A 15,327-nucleotide genomic window follows, 5' to 3' on the forward strand; every position below is an offset into this window, starting at 1 on the left:
TAGCCCGCTCTACTGGACCTCCCTAGCGCTGACCCAAAGCCCCCACAACCTGCCAATTTTGCATCTGGGGCAACTGTCTGGTCCGACAGCGGTGACGGCGGCGATCGTGGCGGTGAACGGGCTGCTGGCAGAAAGCTTTTTGGCGTGGCGCACTCGTCCGCAGCGTGTGTCGGCAGAACCGGAGCGCAATTCGCAAAGCGCCCCCCACGGGAATCGCCCGCCGCTTCCAGGTTCCCCATCAAGCGCGAGTCAGTATCTAGCAATAGCGCTGGCGCTGCTGGCGGCGACGCATCTGGGCGGCTGGGTGCTGCTGCGGCAACCGCTGGCAGATCAGGACAACCAGGTGCTGACGGTGGGGCTGGTGCAGGGCAATGTGCCAACGCGGATCAAGCTGTTTGAAACGGGCGAACGGCTGGCGCTAGAACGCTACACCCAGGGCTACAACGCGCTGGCGGATGCGGGCGTAGATCTGGTGGTGATGCCGGAGGGGGCGTTTCCCTGGGTGTGGGTGGGCACGGCGCAGCAAGCGCGGCATCCCCTCTACCAGGCGGTGCTGGCGCGGGGCGTTCCGGCGATTGTCGGCACGGTCGGCTGGCAGGAACGCCGCATGACTCAAAGCCTGTTTGCCCTCGCTCCCAATGGCGAGATTGCCGGACACTACGACAAAGTGAAGCTAGTGCCCCTGGGCGAATACATTCCCTTTGAGGAGGTGCTGGGGCGCGTGGTGGGGCGGCTGTCGCTCATCCAGGATTCGATGCATCCGGGGCACTTGGAGCAGCGGTTTGATACACCAGTGGGACGGGCGATCGCCGCCATTTGCTATGAATCTGCCTTTAGCTACTTATTTCGGCAGCAGGCAGCGGCGGGCGGCGAGTTTATCCTGACTGCCTCCAACAACGACCCCTACCCCCGCCGCATGATGCTGCAACACCACGCCCAGGACGTGATGCGGGCGATTGAGAGCGATCGCTGGGCTGTGCGCGTCACCAACACGGGGCTGTCTGGCATCGTCAACCCGCACGGAGAAACGGTCTGGCTGTCGGGAGATCAAACGCTGGAAACCCACGCTGCCCCGATCTATCGCCGTCAGAGCAAAACGCCCTACGTCCGCTGGGGCGACTGGCTGCTGGCGCTGTTGGCAGGGCTGAGCGCGATTCGTGAAGCGATTCCTAAGAGAATTCCGCTTATTGCTTCTTGGCTTCGTAGGTCACGAAATTCCCCAAAATCCCCACCGTCTTGAAGCGATAGGCCGGCAGCAGTTGCGGCGGCAAAAAGGAGCGAATCTCCGCAGGCAGCAGCCGATGGGCAGACAGGTTCGTTTGATACAGGCTCAGCACGCCATAGTTAGAGCGCTGCGTATTGTCGGAAATGATTTCCCGCAAATCGTCCTGGTTGTCCTCTACCAGATCCGCACAAAGGTCTTCCAGGTCGATGCCCAATACATCGGGCGCATCGGGACATACTTCCTGATTCAAATACTCGGATAGACGAGCGGTGGCATATTCATCGTAGGCCGCCTCACCCGGATTCGTCGCCGCCATGCCAATGCCCACAGCGGCGATCGCCAGCCCGATCCAAATTCCAATCGATCCGCGCTTCATACGCTCCGTTACCCATGCGTGCCAATGCATTCCAGACCTATTTCGCTAGCCTAGCGTAGATCCCTGACTGATGCCTGTCGTCCCCATTCCAAGGATTTCAATCCCACAAGGCGATCGCGCTGATGCCCCCACCGGGCAATTACAATTGGGCAATGACCATAGGGACGCTTGCGAGGGGCAGAGAGTTTCTAGACAGTGTTTTAGACAGTGCTTTAAAGCTTTCTGGGTCGTTGATTGCCTCAAGTCGATTCCCTTGCACCCCCCTCAACAAACAGAAACGCAATTGAGGGAAGGAGCTACGCACTTCATCCTCAGGATCAACGATTCTCCCAGGTAGCAACGAAGGAAACTGCCGGAAGCTCGTAGACGCTTGATTAGCAATCCAAAATCCAAAATCTCCAAAATCCAAAATCGCCCACCCTCTTCCCCCAACATGGCCATCTCCCGTTTCCAACGACTGCGCCAATACCTCCGCCCCCACTGGCGACTGGCCGCAGGCGGCATTCTGGCGCTGCTCCTGGTGAATGGCATCGGGGTCTATATTCCGCTGCTGCTACGGTCGGGCATTGACGAGCTTCAGCAGACCTTCAGCTTTGGCCGGGTGACGTTCTACGCAGGGTGGATTTTTGCCCTGGCATCGGTGATGTGGGGAATGCGGATTTTGTCGCGCATCTGGCTATTTGGCGTGGGGCGGCTGGTGGAATTTGACCTCAAGCAGCGGATTTTTAGCCACCTGCTGACGATGGAGCCGGCCTATTTTGCTGAAAACACAGTCGGCGATTTGATCAGCCGCGCCACTAGCGACGTGGACAATATTCGGCGGCTGCTGGGGTTTGCCGTGCTGAGTCTGGCGAATACCATCTTTGCCTACGCGCTGACGCTGCCCGTGATGCTGAGCATTGACGTGCGGCTGACGGTGGTGGCGATCGCCATTTACCCGCTGATGTTTTTCCTGGTGCATCTGTTTAGCGATCGCCTGCGAAACCAGCAGCTTCAGGTGCAGCAGCGCACCTCTGACCTGAGCGATCTAATCCAAGAAGACATCAGCGGCATTGCCCTGATCAAAATTTATGCCCAAGAAGAAAACGAGCGCCAGGCTTTTGCCGAGCGCAACCAAAACTTGCTGAAGGCAAACCTGGCCCTGGCCCGCACCCGCACGACGCTGTTTCCCTTGCTGGGCGGCTTGGCGAGTATTAGCCTCTTGGTGCTGCTGGCGCTGGGGGCGGGCGAAATCGCCAGTGGGCGCATCAGCATTGGCGATTTTCTGGCGATGCTGCTGTATGTCGAGCGGCTGGTGTTTCCCACGGCGCTGCTGGGCTTCACAATTACGGCCTACCAGCGGGGCGAGGTCAGCATCGACCGGGTGGAATACATTCTGGCGGAGCAGCCCAAAATCGACGATGCGCCCGACGCGATTCATCTGCCCCGGTCGGAGGTGCAGGGCTGGCTTTGTGCCGACCACCTCAGCTTTACCTATCCAGGTGCAACTCGGCCCGCGCTGGATGGGGTGAGCTTCAAGATTCGACCGGGTGAAACGGTGGCGATCGTCGGCCCCATCGGCTCTGGCAAGTCTACGCTGGCAAACGCCCTGCCCCGCCTGCTGGATATTGCACCAGGACAGGTGTATCTCGACGGCTACGACATTACGCAAATTCGACTGCGCGACTTGCGGGGGGCGATCGCCTACGTGCCCCAGGAGAGCTTCCTGTTCAGCACGACGATTAAAAACAATATTCGCTATGGCGACCCCAAAGCCGGGCAGGACGAGGTAGAAGCCGCCGCTAAGCAGTCGCAGATTCATCCAGAAATTCTCAACTTTCCGCAGCAGTATAAAACCATCGTTGGCGAACGCGGCATCACGCTCTCTGGCGGACAGCGACAGCGCACAGCCCTGGCCCGCGCTCTGCTGATCGATGCGCCCGTGCTGATTTTGGACGATGCGCTCTCCAGCGTGGACAACCAGACCGCGACGGAAATCCTCACCAACCTGCGAGAAGGAACTCAGCGGAAGACAGTGCTGTTCATCACGCACCAGCTCTCGGCCGCAGCCCTGAGCGATCGCATCTTGGTCATGGATGGCGGGCGCATTGTGCAATCGGGACACCATGCTGACTTGCTGGCTCAGCCCGGTCTGTATCAAACCCTCTGGGAGCAGCAAAAGCTGGAAGAAATTCTTCAGTGAAATTCTGCAATGAAATGCTTCGATAGAACGTCCATCAGAGCGTCCGCAGAAAATTGCAAAGGAGTTTACAATCATTAATACTTGTTAATGTATAGCCCCTTGCCTCTAGAACTCCCCATGCTGAGCGAACTTCTGCCGTTCCGACTGGCGATTGACCCGACCACCGTTGCAGGCGTTGGGCTGTGGGCGCTGGCGCTGTACCTCGGCTTTTCGCCCCTAAGCGACTGGGTGATGGATCAGATTAGCCGCTGGCTGAACTTCGCCGAGCGATCGCTCTACACCTCACAAGCCGAGTTTGAGCGCACCCGCGCCGCCCGCGAAGCCCAAAACAGCTTCTATGCCTCGCTGCTCAGCGTGATTCCCTTTGTGATTGCTGGTGTGGGACTGAACTATCTGAGTGATGTGAGTCTGGGGCGCAGTTGGTCGATCAGCATGGGTATTTTGTCCGTCATTGGCGCGGCAGTGTACGAACTGGGGCGGCGCGACGGCCAGGCCTCGGACGAGGAGTAGGATTTGCATCGTAGTCTGAACCCTTCACTCAGCGCTTTGATCTGCGAACTGGAGATTTTTCAGCGTTGCTGAGTAACATTGCGATCGCGCTGAACCTTAGGCATCGTCTTCTAATGCCTCCTTGAACTTTCACGAACTTCCACAAATGGCTTGGGACTGCTAGATTGACAGCATCCACAAGTTAAAGGGCTGCATATGAATTTTTCTTCTCTCCCATATCCAGTGAATTTTGTAGTTAAGTACACTCAGAAGTGGGCTGATCTGTTTTGCTCTCCCGAATCCTCAATCCCTGACCCCAACGCCTTATGTACTCGTATTCGGACTAATGAAGACTCTTGGATCGTTCTCACCTATTTGCATTTAAAGCGCAGAAATCTCAACGTATTTATTTCTGATCGCTTTGTCCCTGGAGAAATTTGTGTTGTTAGTTCTCCTGATCTGGGTATTCGAGATCTGACTTTTAATTCATTTATGGTTGGTTGTCGTGGTGATGGCTCTAAGCCTGCACTTTGTAATATGGCAATAGTGCAAAACAGAGCCAACGTGGAATCAGCAACCGACATATTCATTCCCCTCTGGCCGCAGCCGGGCTTGATACCAAGGCTGAAGGAGCGAGGCAACACCATCGAAAATATTGTATTTAATGGCTACGAGATTAATCTGTACGCGCCCTTCTGCTCTTCAGAATTTCAGCAAGAACTAGAGAATCTTGGGGTAAAACTCATTATTAACGGCAGTCCTGAGAATGGCCCTGTCATGTGGCATGATTACAGCACTAATGATTTGGTTTTAGCAGTCCGTGATCTAACCGAAAAAGATGCTTTGGGGAAACCAGCAAGTAAGTTAGTGAATGCTTGGAGCGCAGGAGTTCCTGCTCTACTTGGTCCTGAACCTGCTTTTCGTGACCTCAGGCAATCGGAACTAGATTACATTGAAGTGAAAACACCCAAAGCCGTACTAGAGGCAATTCAAAGATTGAAAGCTCAACCTGAAACGTACCAGAAGATGGTCTTAAATGGTTTCCGGCGAGTTCAGGAGTTTTCAGTAGACAACATTATTAAGCAATGGTGTCAGGCACTTGCAGAACCTATAGCGGAAAACTACAAGCGATGGAAACAGAGCAGTCAAATCATACACGCAGCAGAATTTGCGCCTAGGATTTTCAAGCACAAAGTTGCTTCTAGACAAGCTGCCTATAACCGATTTCATGGATATCGTATTGTTTCAGGGCGATACACCTAATTGTTTCATTGAATCGTTACCTTCTTCTGGATTTACCTTACTCTAAAGCGTTTCGCTAGGGCTGCACAGTAATTCGTCTAGTCGCTTGAATTGGCTGTCCGTTGTGCATCAGCGCTTCGTGCCCGTTTGCGTTCAAGCTGACGGTAATTTCGTGGGTTCCAGGGGCGAGGCTTTCCAGGTAATACCAGTTTCCATACAGGCGGGTTATCTTCACCCCGTCAATGTACAAATGACCGTGCCCTTCCTGAAAACTGCTGGTTTGATTGACCCGCTCTGGCGCAAAGGCAAAGTTTGTCACCTGAATTTCCAAATTCCAGCCCCGACGAGCATCTGGATGAATTACCAGTTCGACCGTGGGAACGGGCTGTCCGGCAGGAATTTCCAGCATCCCGTGTTCGTGGTCATGTGCGCCCTGATGGGGGGAATGGGGCGGGTGAGAGTGGGTTGAGCCTGCCTCGTGCGGTTGGCTGTGCGAGTGTCCTTCGTGGGCATAGCGCAGGGGCATGGAGGTAGAAGCGTGAATCAGACCTGTGGGAACTGCGATCGCCCCACAGCCAATGGCAATTCCTGCAAGGATCGCTTCGCGAATCGCCCAACCCAGTTTGAACCCCTTTCTCATATTATCTAATCTTTTCTTACTCATTTGCATCGTGAAGGCGTGAAATGCATACGTAAAATAAACAACTGACGTTAGCCGATCGAGGTGTGCGATCGCCACTGCTTGAGCAACTGCACCGCCTGCCGATAGGTATCTGGCGCAAGCTCCGGGTGTTCGCCAAAATAGCGCACCGACTCCCGCAGATCGGCGATCGCGCTGCCAGACTCGCCGCGCTGCTGTCGCACCATCGCCCGCCCAAAATACGCCTCTGCATAGGTTGGATCAATGGCAATGGCCTGGTCAAAATCGCTCAGAGCCGCCACCAAGTTTCCATCCCGGTGATAGGCGCAGGCGCGGTTGAGATAGGCGCGGGCGTTGCTACTATCCAGTTGAATGGCCTGCGTTAGGTCGGCGATCGCCCCTCGCGAGTCGGCCACCAGCAGTTCCGCCAGCCCGCGATCGGTGTAAATTTGGGCCAGCATTTTGCGGTCTTGGGGCGGAGCCTGTCGCAGCGCTTCGCCATAGTCCACAATGGCCTCTCGATACGCTGCCTGCGCCGCCTTTGCCAGTCCGCGATTGTATCGGGCGCGGGGGTCGTGGGGCGTGAGGCTCAGCAATTGCGTAAAGTCGGCGATCGCCTCGTCTAGGCTGCCCCGACGATAGTGCGCCAGCCCGCGATTAAGATACGCTTCGGTATTGCGCGGATCGAGCCGCAGCGCTTGGTTACAGTCGTCGATTGCCTCAGCATACTCGCGCTGATAAATTCGCGCCAGACAGCGATCGCCGTAGGCCGCCGCCGAATTTGGGTTGGCGCGGAGGGCTTCGCTGAAGGCCGCGATCGCCGCTGGATAATCGCCCTGCCGAAACGCCGCCACCCCAGCGGTCAGGGCTGCTCGATCGGGCTGCTGGGACACAACCTCAGCGGCGATCGCGCTGGAACCGCCGCCCCACCAAAGGTTCAGCAGCAGCCCCAGCGCCACCAGCCCCAAAACCACACGCTGCGAAGCCCGTCGCGGGTCTGGCTTCTGCATGGGCAACCTACCAGCCCTTCTCGGCTTGATCGAGGACATAGGCAGCGACGGCGGCAATTTGCTCATCGGTCAGCCGTCCCTTAAACGCAGGCATCCCGGCTTTGCCGTTGGTTACCTGAGTCGTGATGGCGGCGACAGAATTCATGCCAAACTTTTCTAACGCTTCTTTCTTCAAGGTTTTTTCAGTGTTCACCAAGTTAATGCCCCCCGCGTGGCAGGCGGCACAGTTGGCGCTAAATACCTTTGCACCCGTCGCCAAATCTGCATCGGCACGGACAGGTAGGGCGATCGCCCCCAGCCCAATCACCAGCGACAGCACAATCGAAAGCGCCTGCAAAATCCGTTTCATCGTTGTGTTCTCCAGATATCAACCTTCTGGAGGCTTATCGTCTCGAAGTCTAGCCGCATTGTCAAAAGACAGCCCGTCAAATCAGATCCCTTTGGCGAGATCCCTTTGGCGCTTCACCAGGGACTTCAAGCCTCTCTTGCTCCCTTTCGCCCAAATTGGGAGAAGGGGTTGGGGGATGAGGGCAAATCAAAAGTTGCACATCGCGTTTTTCTCGCCTTTCCTCAGCGTTCAATCAGCTGGTTCTCAGTTGAAGGCGGCAGTCTAAGGGCAGCGTCTCCAAAAGTTAGTGAGCGCATCGCCCGCCCAACTCTGGCGGCGGTCTGGGTTTCTCAGGACGCTCCGATTCTAGCAAAGCCGTTTAGTTGGATTTCCGGCTGCTGCGTCGATGCTGGCGGGTGTGGCGATCGCCTCCTTTCCTGGTCAACACCAGACTGGCGGCACTATCAAACCAAGTTCATTAGCTCCTTAGCGGGGTGGGCCTTGCCTGCTCCGCCTTTTCTTGCGTACTGCACGATACACAGCTTGTATAAGCTCATTGGGTTTTCGGAATAAGAACAGTAGGTCGTGAAGTGACCGAAATCACCCTTACCCAACAACTATCTAAATTTTATGGTTTGCAAAACACCTCCGACTCCTGGCCGCGCCTTTCGGAAATTAAATTGGACGACTGGAATGATTACTGCTGGGCTGGCACTTACCCTCGGCTGTAGCAGTGTAGACAGCAGAGCAGAATCGCTCCCGCAAATGCGCCGCAATCTGATTGAGCTGGCTACAGGAATGAGAGAGATAGATGGAGCAGCATATAGTGCAGAAGCGGTGCAGGCGGCGGCTTTGGCGCTGGCAATAGGTGGCGATGTTCAGACGGCGCTGGCGATCACTCGCTCTATGCCGAAGTCGGAGCCAGTTGAACAAGCCAGAACCCTACAGGCGATCGCCACGATTGCAGGCGAACTTGGAGAAACCGACCAAGTGCAGTCCCTCCTGCAAGAGGCATTTGCTGCGGCAAACGCAATTCCCAATCAAGACGGAGACAATGATTACTATCAGAGGGTCAGCAAAGTGGAGCGGTTGAGCGAAATCGCCTTTGTCGCAAATGAATTTGGAGAAACCAGCCTGGCCCAGACTGCTTTAAAAGAAGCTCTCACGATTGCAAAAACCCTTCAGCCGGGGTTTCGTGAAGATTCAGCCTCGCGCCAGATCGCCTTTGATGAGACCTGAAACCCTCGTTTTCTCGTAGCCATTCTCAAGAGGATTTGAATTTTTCGAGGTACCCGTCTGTGATTCTTGATTAAGACAAAAGGCGCAGAGATATCTACTGGATACCTTTGCGCCTTTCCTGTTGAATCGGAACCTGAACGAGGCTTAGCCCTGGGTCAGCCAGGGTTGCAGACCTTCGGGGGCCTTCACCTGGGCGAGAATTGCCGCCAGCGTGCTGCCTTCCAGCACCTCCTCTTTGAGCAGGGTTTGGGTGGCGGATTCCAGCAGGTCGCGGTTGAGGCGGAGGATGTCTAGCGCCATGTCGTGGGCCTTGTCCAGCGCTTGCTTGACCTGGCGATCGATTTCGGCTGCCACCTCTGGGCTAATGGCGCGGCGAGTGCTGCCCCCATCGAGGAACTGCGCCTGGTTTTTGTCAAAGGCGATGGGGCCGAGGGTTTCGCTCATGCCGTACTGGGTGATGGCGCGTTCCGCCAAGTCGGTGGCCCGCTGGATGTCGTCGCTGGCTCCGGTAGACACCTTGCCAAAGACGATTTCTTCCGCAGAGCGCCCGCCCAGCAGCGTTGCCAACTGGCCGCGCAGTTCATCTTCAAGCAGCAAGAAGCGATCGCTCTCCGGCGTTTGCACCGTATAGCCCAGCGCCCCCAGTCCACGCGGCACGATGGAGATCTTCGACACCTTCGTATTTCCAGGCATCAGCGCCCCCACCAGCGCATGGCCCACTTCATGATAGGCGACGGTCTGCCGCTCCAGCGGGGTCAGCACGCGAGAGCGCTTCTCCAGCCCCGCAATCACCCGCTCGATGGCTTCGTTGACATCCGCCATCAGCACGGCCTGGCGATTGTTGCGGGCGGCCATCAGCGCCGCTTCGTTGACCAAGTTGGCCAGGTCAGCCCCGGAAAAGCCTGCCGTTTGAGCGGCGATCGCCTCCAGATCCACATCCTCTCCCAGCTTCACCGGGCGGGCGTGAACCTTGAGGATTTGCAGACGGCCGCTTTTGTCTGGGCGATCCACCAGCACTTGCCGATCGAAGCGGCCAGGGCGGCGCAGCGCCGGATCAAGGATTTCTGGGCGGTTGGTGGCGGCGATCACGATCACGCCGTCGTTGCCGTCGAAGCCGTCCATCTCCGTCAGCAGTTGGTTTAGCGTCTGGTCGCGCTCGTCGTTGCCGCCGACGGGGTTGGCGCTGCGGGTTTTGCCGATGGCATCTAGCTCATCGATGAACACGATGCAGGGAGCCTGCCGCTTGGCGCGGTTGAACAGATCCCGCACGCGAGACGCGCCCACGCCAACAAACACTTCCACAAACTCCGAGCCAGACATGCTGATGAAGGGCACGCCCGCTTCTCCGGCGATCGCCTTGGCCAGCAGCGTCTTGCCCGTCCCCGGCGGGCCCACTAGAAGCACACCCTTGGGAATCTTCGCCCCAATGCGGCGATACTTCTCGCCATTCGCCAAAAAGTCCACAATTTCTTGCAGTTCTTGCTTAGACTCGTCTACGCCGGCCACATCGGCAAAGGTAACCTTCCCTTTACCCGCCTGGTTATAGACGCGGGCATTGCTTCTGCCCATGCCCATGCCTACGCCCAGCCCGCCAAAGCCGCCGCCAAAGTTATTGCCCAAACCACTCCCAAAACTGCTGCCAGGGGTGCTGTTGTTGGAGCCACCCCCTGCCTGATTCAGCCTTGCCAGCCAAGCAAACATCCCCACCAGCATCCCGGTGGAAAGTAAGATACCTGCTACTAGCCCAGAGGTGTCGCCGTTGTCATCGAGCTTGGTAAAGGGTACGCCGTGGCGACGCAGCAGACCCGGCAGCGTATCGGTCGGGCCGTTGGGAAGGGTGTAGAACTGCTCTCCACCCAATTCTGGTTTCAGTGAGTAATCAATGCGATCGCGCTTAATTACAACCCGCTGCACCTGGGATGATTTCACCTGATCGAGAAAGGTGCTGTAGGTCGAAAGGGAACGAGAATCCGGTTTCATCGGCAGTAAGTCCTGAATGCAACAAGCATGAAAAAGGCGATCGCTCAATTCACATCGCACTTCTCACATTCTTGATTTTCAGGGCGATCGCCCTAGCTCAGAGAGCCGAAAACCTCACTCAATCAGGCGGGTTTCCCGAAGGACTCATGCTCTAGAAATGCAATCATGGCGGTTCTTACCATACTTAAGTGGGGTTTCCCGAAGATAGACCCCCATTGCAGAAAAGGTCTGCCTTTCGGAGCGCACTGACTCAATCTACTGAGAGATCTCGCTCGCAGGCATTGGACGATAGGCTTTGGGCAAAGCTGCGGTTTTCCAAATTTTCTGAAACCGTGTTTGGATTGATTTCCTTGATCTTATCTTGACTGACCTTCTTGACTAACCGTTGAGAACGCCCCATCAAGCACTTCCCTATGACACAACTCCCAATGGCACAAAATCCGAGTTCCACCCAATCTTTCTGGATAGACTCCACCCAGGATGTTTCTACCTATCCCAACCTAATCAGCGAAACCTTTAACGGCGTTACGGTCGATGTCGCCATTGTCGGCGCGGGCATGGCTGGACTCACCGCCGCCTACCAGCTCGCCAAGTCGGGCAAAACCGTTGCCGTGATCGAGGCGGGGGCGATCGCCGCTGGGGTGAGCGGGCATACGACTGCCAAAGTGACCTCGCTACACCAACTCATCTACGCGCAGTTGCTCAAAGACCTGGGCGAAGAGAAGGCGCGGCTCTATGCCGAAGCTAATCAGACAGCCGTGGAATTTGTGGCGCAACTCGTAGAGCGAGAGCAGATTGACTGTGACTTCAGCCGCCAGACCGCATACACCTTTGCCGAGTCTGCCGGTCAGCTTCAGTCCATCCGCGATGAGGTCGAAGCGGCGCAGACGCTAGGGCTACCCGCCAGCTTCGTCACCGAAACGTCGCTGCCTTTTCCCATTGCCGGGGCCGTTGCCTTTAGCAACCAGGCCCAGTTCCATCCGCGCCGCTATCTGGCGCACCTGGCAAGGGCGATCGCCGCTGATCCCAGCAACTATATCTTTGAGCATTCTCGCGTTTTGGAAATCAACGAGGGCGAACCCTGCCAGATTGTGACCGCACAGGGCACGGTTCACGCCAAGGACGTGCTGGTGACGACGAACCTGCCGTTTTTGGATCAGGGCCTATTCTTCGCCAAGTCCTATGCCAAGCGGTCGTATATCATCGCTGCGCCAATTGAGGGCGATCGCGCTCCCCAGGGCATGTTCATCGGCACGGGCGAGGGCTATCGTTCTATCCGCACCACACCCTACCAGGATCGGCAACTGCTGTTGATTGGCGGCGAGGGGCACAAAACGGGCAGCGATGAGGCCACCGAGGAACGCTTCGAGCGGCTGGAAGAATATGCGCGATCGCGCTTTGGGGTGCGAGACATCGCCTATCGCTGGTCGAGTCAGGATTTCGTCTCCTTTGACAAAGTGCCCTACGTTGGCAAGCTCACGCCCATGACCCATCACCTCTACGTGGCAACGGGCTTTAGCCTGTGGGGGATGACCAACGGCACGGCGGCTGGGCTGGTGCTGGCCAACACGATTTTGGGCATCGAAAATCCCTGGGCCGATCTCTACGACTCGCTGCGGGCCACGCCGTTTGTCACCGCCGACTCGCTCAAGAACAACCTGGAGACGGGGATACACTGGGTGGGCGATCGCCTCAAAGCGCTCCAGCACCACTCCTTCGACGATGTGGCCGTGGGCGAGGGCAAGCTCATCACCATCGAAGGCAAACAGCTTGCCGCCTATCGAGACGAAGCTGGACAAATCCACGCCGTATCGCCCGTCTGCACCCACCTGGGCTGCATCGTGAACTGGAACGCTGCTGAGAAAAGCTGGGACTGCCCCTGCCACGGCGGCCGCTTTAGCTGCCAGGGCGAGGTGCTACACGGGCCGCCCGTCGAAAACCTGGAGGTCTACCCAGTGGCTACCACCGAAACGGTCAGCACTCGATAGATAGGAAGCAGATAAGAAGTGCGATAGAGAAAGGCTTCGGCGCGCGGTGTAGGAACGCTATACCGCACGTCATCCATTTGTAGCTGCCGATTAACTTATCTATCTATCAGTCGGACGGTTGAAACACAAACGGTGCTGCGGACACAAACTGACTGGAGACTTCGCCAGAGAAGATCACCTGCTGTCTGTCGCCCAGATCCAGCGTTCTGACCCCAGAATCGGGCGAAAAGTCTACCTTTTTCAAATCTACCCAAAACACATTGGGCGAAATTGCCGATTCAAAGTAATACAGCTTGTCCTTGTGATCCGCCACGACACGCCAGCGCGTGGTAGATAGATTAGGCTGATCAGATACGCTGATGCCATAGGGAACCGACACATTTCGCATGACGCTGAATACGGACGCGGCGGCAATCCGCGGATCGTCCGTTTGGGGAATGGCGTTGATATAAAAGCTGGCGCGGGCAAAGCGGTCGGTGGCGCGGCTGGTTCCGGGCAAAAAGCTGAGTCCGTCTATCTGTTGCCAATAGGATGTGATAGCAAGCTGCTGTCCAAACACTGGCTCGTTGGTCATCACCTGATATTCGCGGCTGTGGTGAATTTGCAGTTCCCCATCTACCCATTCCAAAATAGCGCTGTCGCCCGTTGCATCCGACAGAGACAGGTGAATCGTTGCCAGTCGCCCCGGTTGACCGGGCACTTCGCCCGCCCCCACATGAAACGGGTTGGCGCGGATATGCTCGACTGCTTCCGACACAGTTGCAAAGTTATCCAAAAAATATTGCGCCCAGATGGATAGCGAAAGGCGCGGCGTTCTGCCGTCGTTTTCTGGATATTTCGACGTGACGAGCCACTGGGCATTCACCACTAGTCCCGGCTCGTTCATGCCGTCTACGGTAGCAATGTTGTAGCCACTGACGATCAGGCTGCCGTGCTTAGAAGTCCACCGCATAGAGTTGGGGCCGGCCGCCGCGCCGTTGCGCTCCATTCCCCGTGGAAAAATCCACAAATTGCTGAGAATTTCGAGCTTCCAGTCCATCGTGCGCCCGGTGAGGACGCGCCCTGCGGGGCCCTGATAGACGGCCCGCGTGCAGGCTTCGGCGGGTGCTGCAACGAGGAGCGTTGTGGAGAGTAATAGAGCAAACAGAGCCTTTGGGATACGTTTCATAGTGTATCGATCATTACCAAATTGAACATGCTATGACTTGACCAAATTGAACATGCTATGACTTGCGACGCATCCTATCTCGATCGCCCCCTACGTTTCAAGATCAGCAGACTGCAAGCCTGAACGTTCATTCGGGGTCGCCTGTAACGCTTTGCGACTTCCCCCGTCCCCTTAAACCCTGTCCTTAAACCCTTCAAGTATCAGCATTTAAATATCAGCAAACGATGACAAGTCCGACCTAGATCGTATCTGAAACTACAACCCTTATCCATTGCGCTTGCTAATCTCCTGCTAACTCAACAAAAGAATTTAGCTTCTAGGGTTCCGGCTTTCAGAGCGCTGATTTAGACGTTCTGCGTAAGCGACTGGTCCAAGAGAGGCAGGCTGGTTTCAGAGCATTTCACCACTGAGGTCTCTGCCAGTTCCACGGCGGGATAAAAGCCCGGGAGACGGTTGCCTTGTGCGGCCTGCCTCCTGGGCTTTGTTGTTGCATTTTGTTGTTGCATCCAGATTGAACGAGTGGATTGAACAGACGTTATGACGAACGAACCGAATTTTCAGGCTCCCACTTCTTTCAGCTTCGAGGCGCAGCGGGCGCTGGAGCGCGAGGCTCGGCTACCGCTGACGGGCTGGCAGCAAGAAGTGTCTAAGGGGTTGGAGTATGGGCTGGAGGCGGCGGACAGCATCCGCGATCGCTCTATTCCCACCTTCTCGCGGGGCGAACTGCCCCACTACGCAGGCATCAATACCTTTTTGAAAGCGCCTTACCTGGAAGACGTGCGGAAGGTGGGGGAGTATGACGTGGCGATCGTTGGCATTCCCCACGACTCTGGCACCACCTATCGTCCTGGCACGCGGTTTGGCCCGCAGGGCATCCGCCGCATCTCTGCACTCTATACGCCGTATAACTTTGAACTGGGCGTAGACCTGCGGGAGCAAATCACGCTATGCGACGTGGGCGATGTATTCACCATCCCCGCCAACAACGAAAAGTCGTTTGACCAAATTTCCAAAGGAGTCGCCCATGTGTTTGCGTCAGGAGCCTTCCCGATCCTGCTGGGTGGCGACCACTCCATTGGCTTTCCCACGGTGCGCGGCGTGTGTCGGCATTTAGGAGATAAGAAAGTCGGCATTATCCACTTTGATCGCCATGTGGACACGCAGGAAACCGACCTGGATGAACGGATGCACACCTGCCCCTGGTTTCACGCGACCAATATGGCAAACGCCCCCGCCAAAAACCTGGTGCAACTGGGAATCGGCGGCTGGCAGGTGCCGCGCCAAGGCGTGAAAGTATGCCGCGATCGCGCGACAAACATCCTCACGGTGACTGACATTACGGAAATGGGAATCGACGCTGCCGCAGAATTTGCCCTAGAGCGGGCCCTCGATGGCACTGATTGCGTCTGGATCAGCTTCGACATCGACTGCATCGACGCGGGCTTTGTCCCTGGCACAGG

13 protein-coding genes and 1 riboswitch are annotated in these 15,327 nt (G+C 56.5%); of the genes, 7 read left to right on the plus strand and 6 right to left on the minus strand.

The window, feature by feature from the left end; all coding sequences use genetic code 11:
• Positions 1-1,240 (plus strand): apolipoprotein N-acyltransferase (lnt, locus tag IGS51_RS19530; protein ID WP_297080460.1); only part of this gene is annotated, 1,240 nt, incomplete at its 5' end.
• On the opposite strand, the gene IGS51_RS19535 is transcribed toward lnt, so the two are convergent.
• Positions 1,185-1,601, minus strand: a complete 417-nt coding sequence (locus IGS51_RS19535; protein WP_297080461.1) for a DUF4359 domain-containing protein — start codon at positions 1,599-1,601, stop codon at positions 1,185-1,187. The genes lnt and IGS51_RS19535 overlap by 56 nt on opposite strands.
• A 433-nt stretch (positions 1,602-2,034) precedes the next feature.
• Here IGS51_RS19535 and IGS51_RS19540 point away from each other — a divergent pair, with 433 nt between their 5' ends.
• From IGS51_RS19540 to IGS51_RS19550, 3 genes are all read left to right on the plus strand, one after another.
• Entirely contained in the window at positions 2,035-3,783 is a 1,749-nt protein-coding gene (locus IGS51_RS19540) for an ABC transporter ATP-binding protein (RefSeq protein ID WP_297080462.1), read from the plus strand.
• Between the two features lie 117 nt (positions 3,784-3,900).
• Complete coding sequence (locus tag IGS51_RS19545; RefSeq protein ID WP_297080463.1) at positions 3,901-4,293, plus strand: hypothetical protein; 393 nt, start codon at positions 3,901-3,903, stop codon at positions 4,291-4,293.
• A gap of 195 nt (positions 4,294-4,488) precedes the next feature.
• Complete coding sequence (locus tag IGS51_RS19550; protein WP_297080464.1) at positions 4,489-5,535, plus strand: glycosyltransferase; 1,047 nt, start codon at positions 4,489-4,491, stop codon at positions 5,533-5,535.
• A gap of 55 nt (positions 5,536-5,590) precedes the next feature.
• Here the strand turns inward: IGS51_RS19550 and IGS51_RS19555 are convergent, their stop codons facing one another.
• The 3 genes from IGS51_RS19555 to petJ form a co-directional block, all read right to left on the minus strand.
• On the minus strand, positions 5,591-6,154 hold the full coding sequence (locus IGS51_RS19555) for a hypothetical protein (protein ID WP_297080465.1): 564 nt from the start codon (positions 6,152-6,154) through the stop codon (positions 5,591-5,593).
• Between the two features lie 71 nt (positions 6,155-6,225).
• The gene (locus tag IGS51_RS19560) at positions 6,226-7,164 is read right to left on the minus strand and encodes a lipopolysaccharide assembly protein LapB (protein WP_297080466.1); all 939 of its coding nucleotides are present in this window, start codon (positions 7,162-7,164) and stop codon (positions 6,226-6,228) included.
• 7 nt (positions 7,165-7,171) lie between these two features.
• Positions 7,172-7,513 (minus strand): cytochrome c6 PetJ, encoded by a 342-nt coding sequence (petJ, locus tag IGS51_RS19565; RefSeq protein WP_297080467.1) that lies wholly within the window; start codon positions 7,511-7,513, stop codon positions 7,172-7,174.
• A gap of 777 nt (positions 7,514-8,290) precedes the next feature.
• On the opposite strand from petJ, the gene IGS51_RS19570 reads away from it, so the two are divergent.
• Positions 8,291-8,731, plus strand: coding sequence for a hypothetical protein (locus tag IGS51_RS19570; RefSeq protein WP_297080468.1), 441 nt, complete (start codon positions 8,291-8,293; stop codon positions 8,729-8,731).
• A 144-nt stretch (positions 8,732-8,875) separates the two neighbouring features.
• On the opposite strand, the gene ftsH is transcribed toward IGS51_RS19570, so the two are convergent.
• The gene (gene ftsH / locus IGS51_RS19575; RefSeq protein WP_297080469.1) at positions 8,876-10,711 is read right to left on the minus strand and encodes an ATP-dependent zinc metalloprotease FtsH; all 1,836 of its coding nucleotides are present in this window, start codon (positions 10,709-10,711) and stop codon (positions 8,876-8,878) included.
• 413 nt (positions 10,712-11,124) lie between these two features.
• Here ftsH and IGS51_RS19580 point away from each other — a divergent pair, with 413 nt between their 5' ends.
• On the plus strand, positions 11,125-12,699 hold the full coding sequence (locus IGS51_RS19580; protein ID WP_297080470.1) for an FAD-dependent oxidoreductase: 1,575 nt from the start codon (positions 11,125-11,127) through the stop codon (positions 12,697-12,699).
• A 106-nt stretch (positions 12,700-12,805) separates the two neighbouring features.
• On the opposite strand, the gene IGS51_RS19585 is transcribed toward IGS51_RS19580, so the two are convergent.
• Entirely contained in the window at positions 12,806-13,867 is a 1,062-nt protein-coding gene (locus IGS51_RS19585; protein ID WP_297080471.1) for a linear amide C-N hydrolase, read from the minus strand.
• A 305-nt stretch (positions 13,868-14,172) separates the two neighbouring features.
• A riboswitch (guanidine-I (ykkC/yxkD leader) is annotated at positions 14,173-14,318 on the plus strand.
• 86 nt (positions 14,319-14,404) lie between these two features.
• Here IGS51_RS19585 and IGS51_RS19590 point away from each other — a divergent pair.
• On the plus strand, positions 14,405-15,327 hold a 923-nt coding region (locus IGS51_RS19590; protein WP_297080472.1), incomplete at its 3' end, for an agmatinase family protein.

The sequence above is a fragment of the Thermoleptolyngbya sp. M55_K2018_002 genome (genome assembly GCF_015295965.1).
Lineage (GTDB): Bacteria > Cyanobacteriota > Cyanobacteriia > Elainellales > Elainellaceae > Thermoleptolyngbya > Thermoleptolyngbya sichuanensis.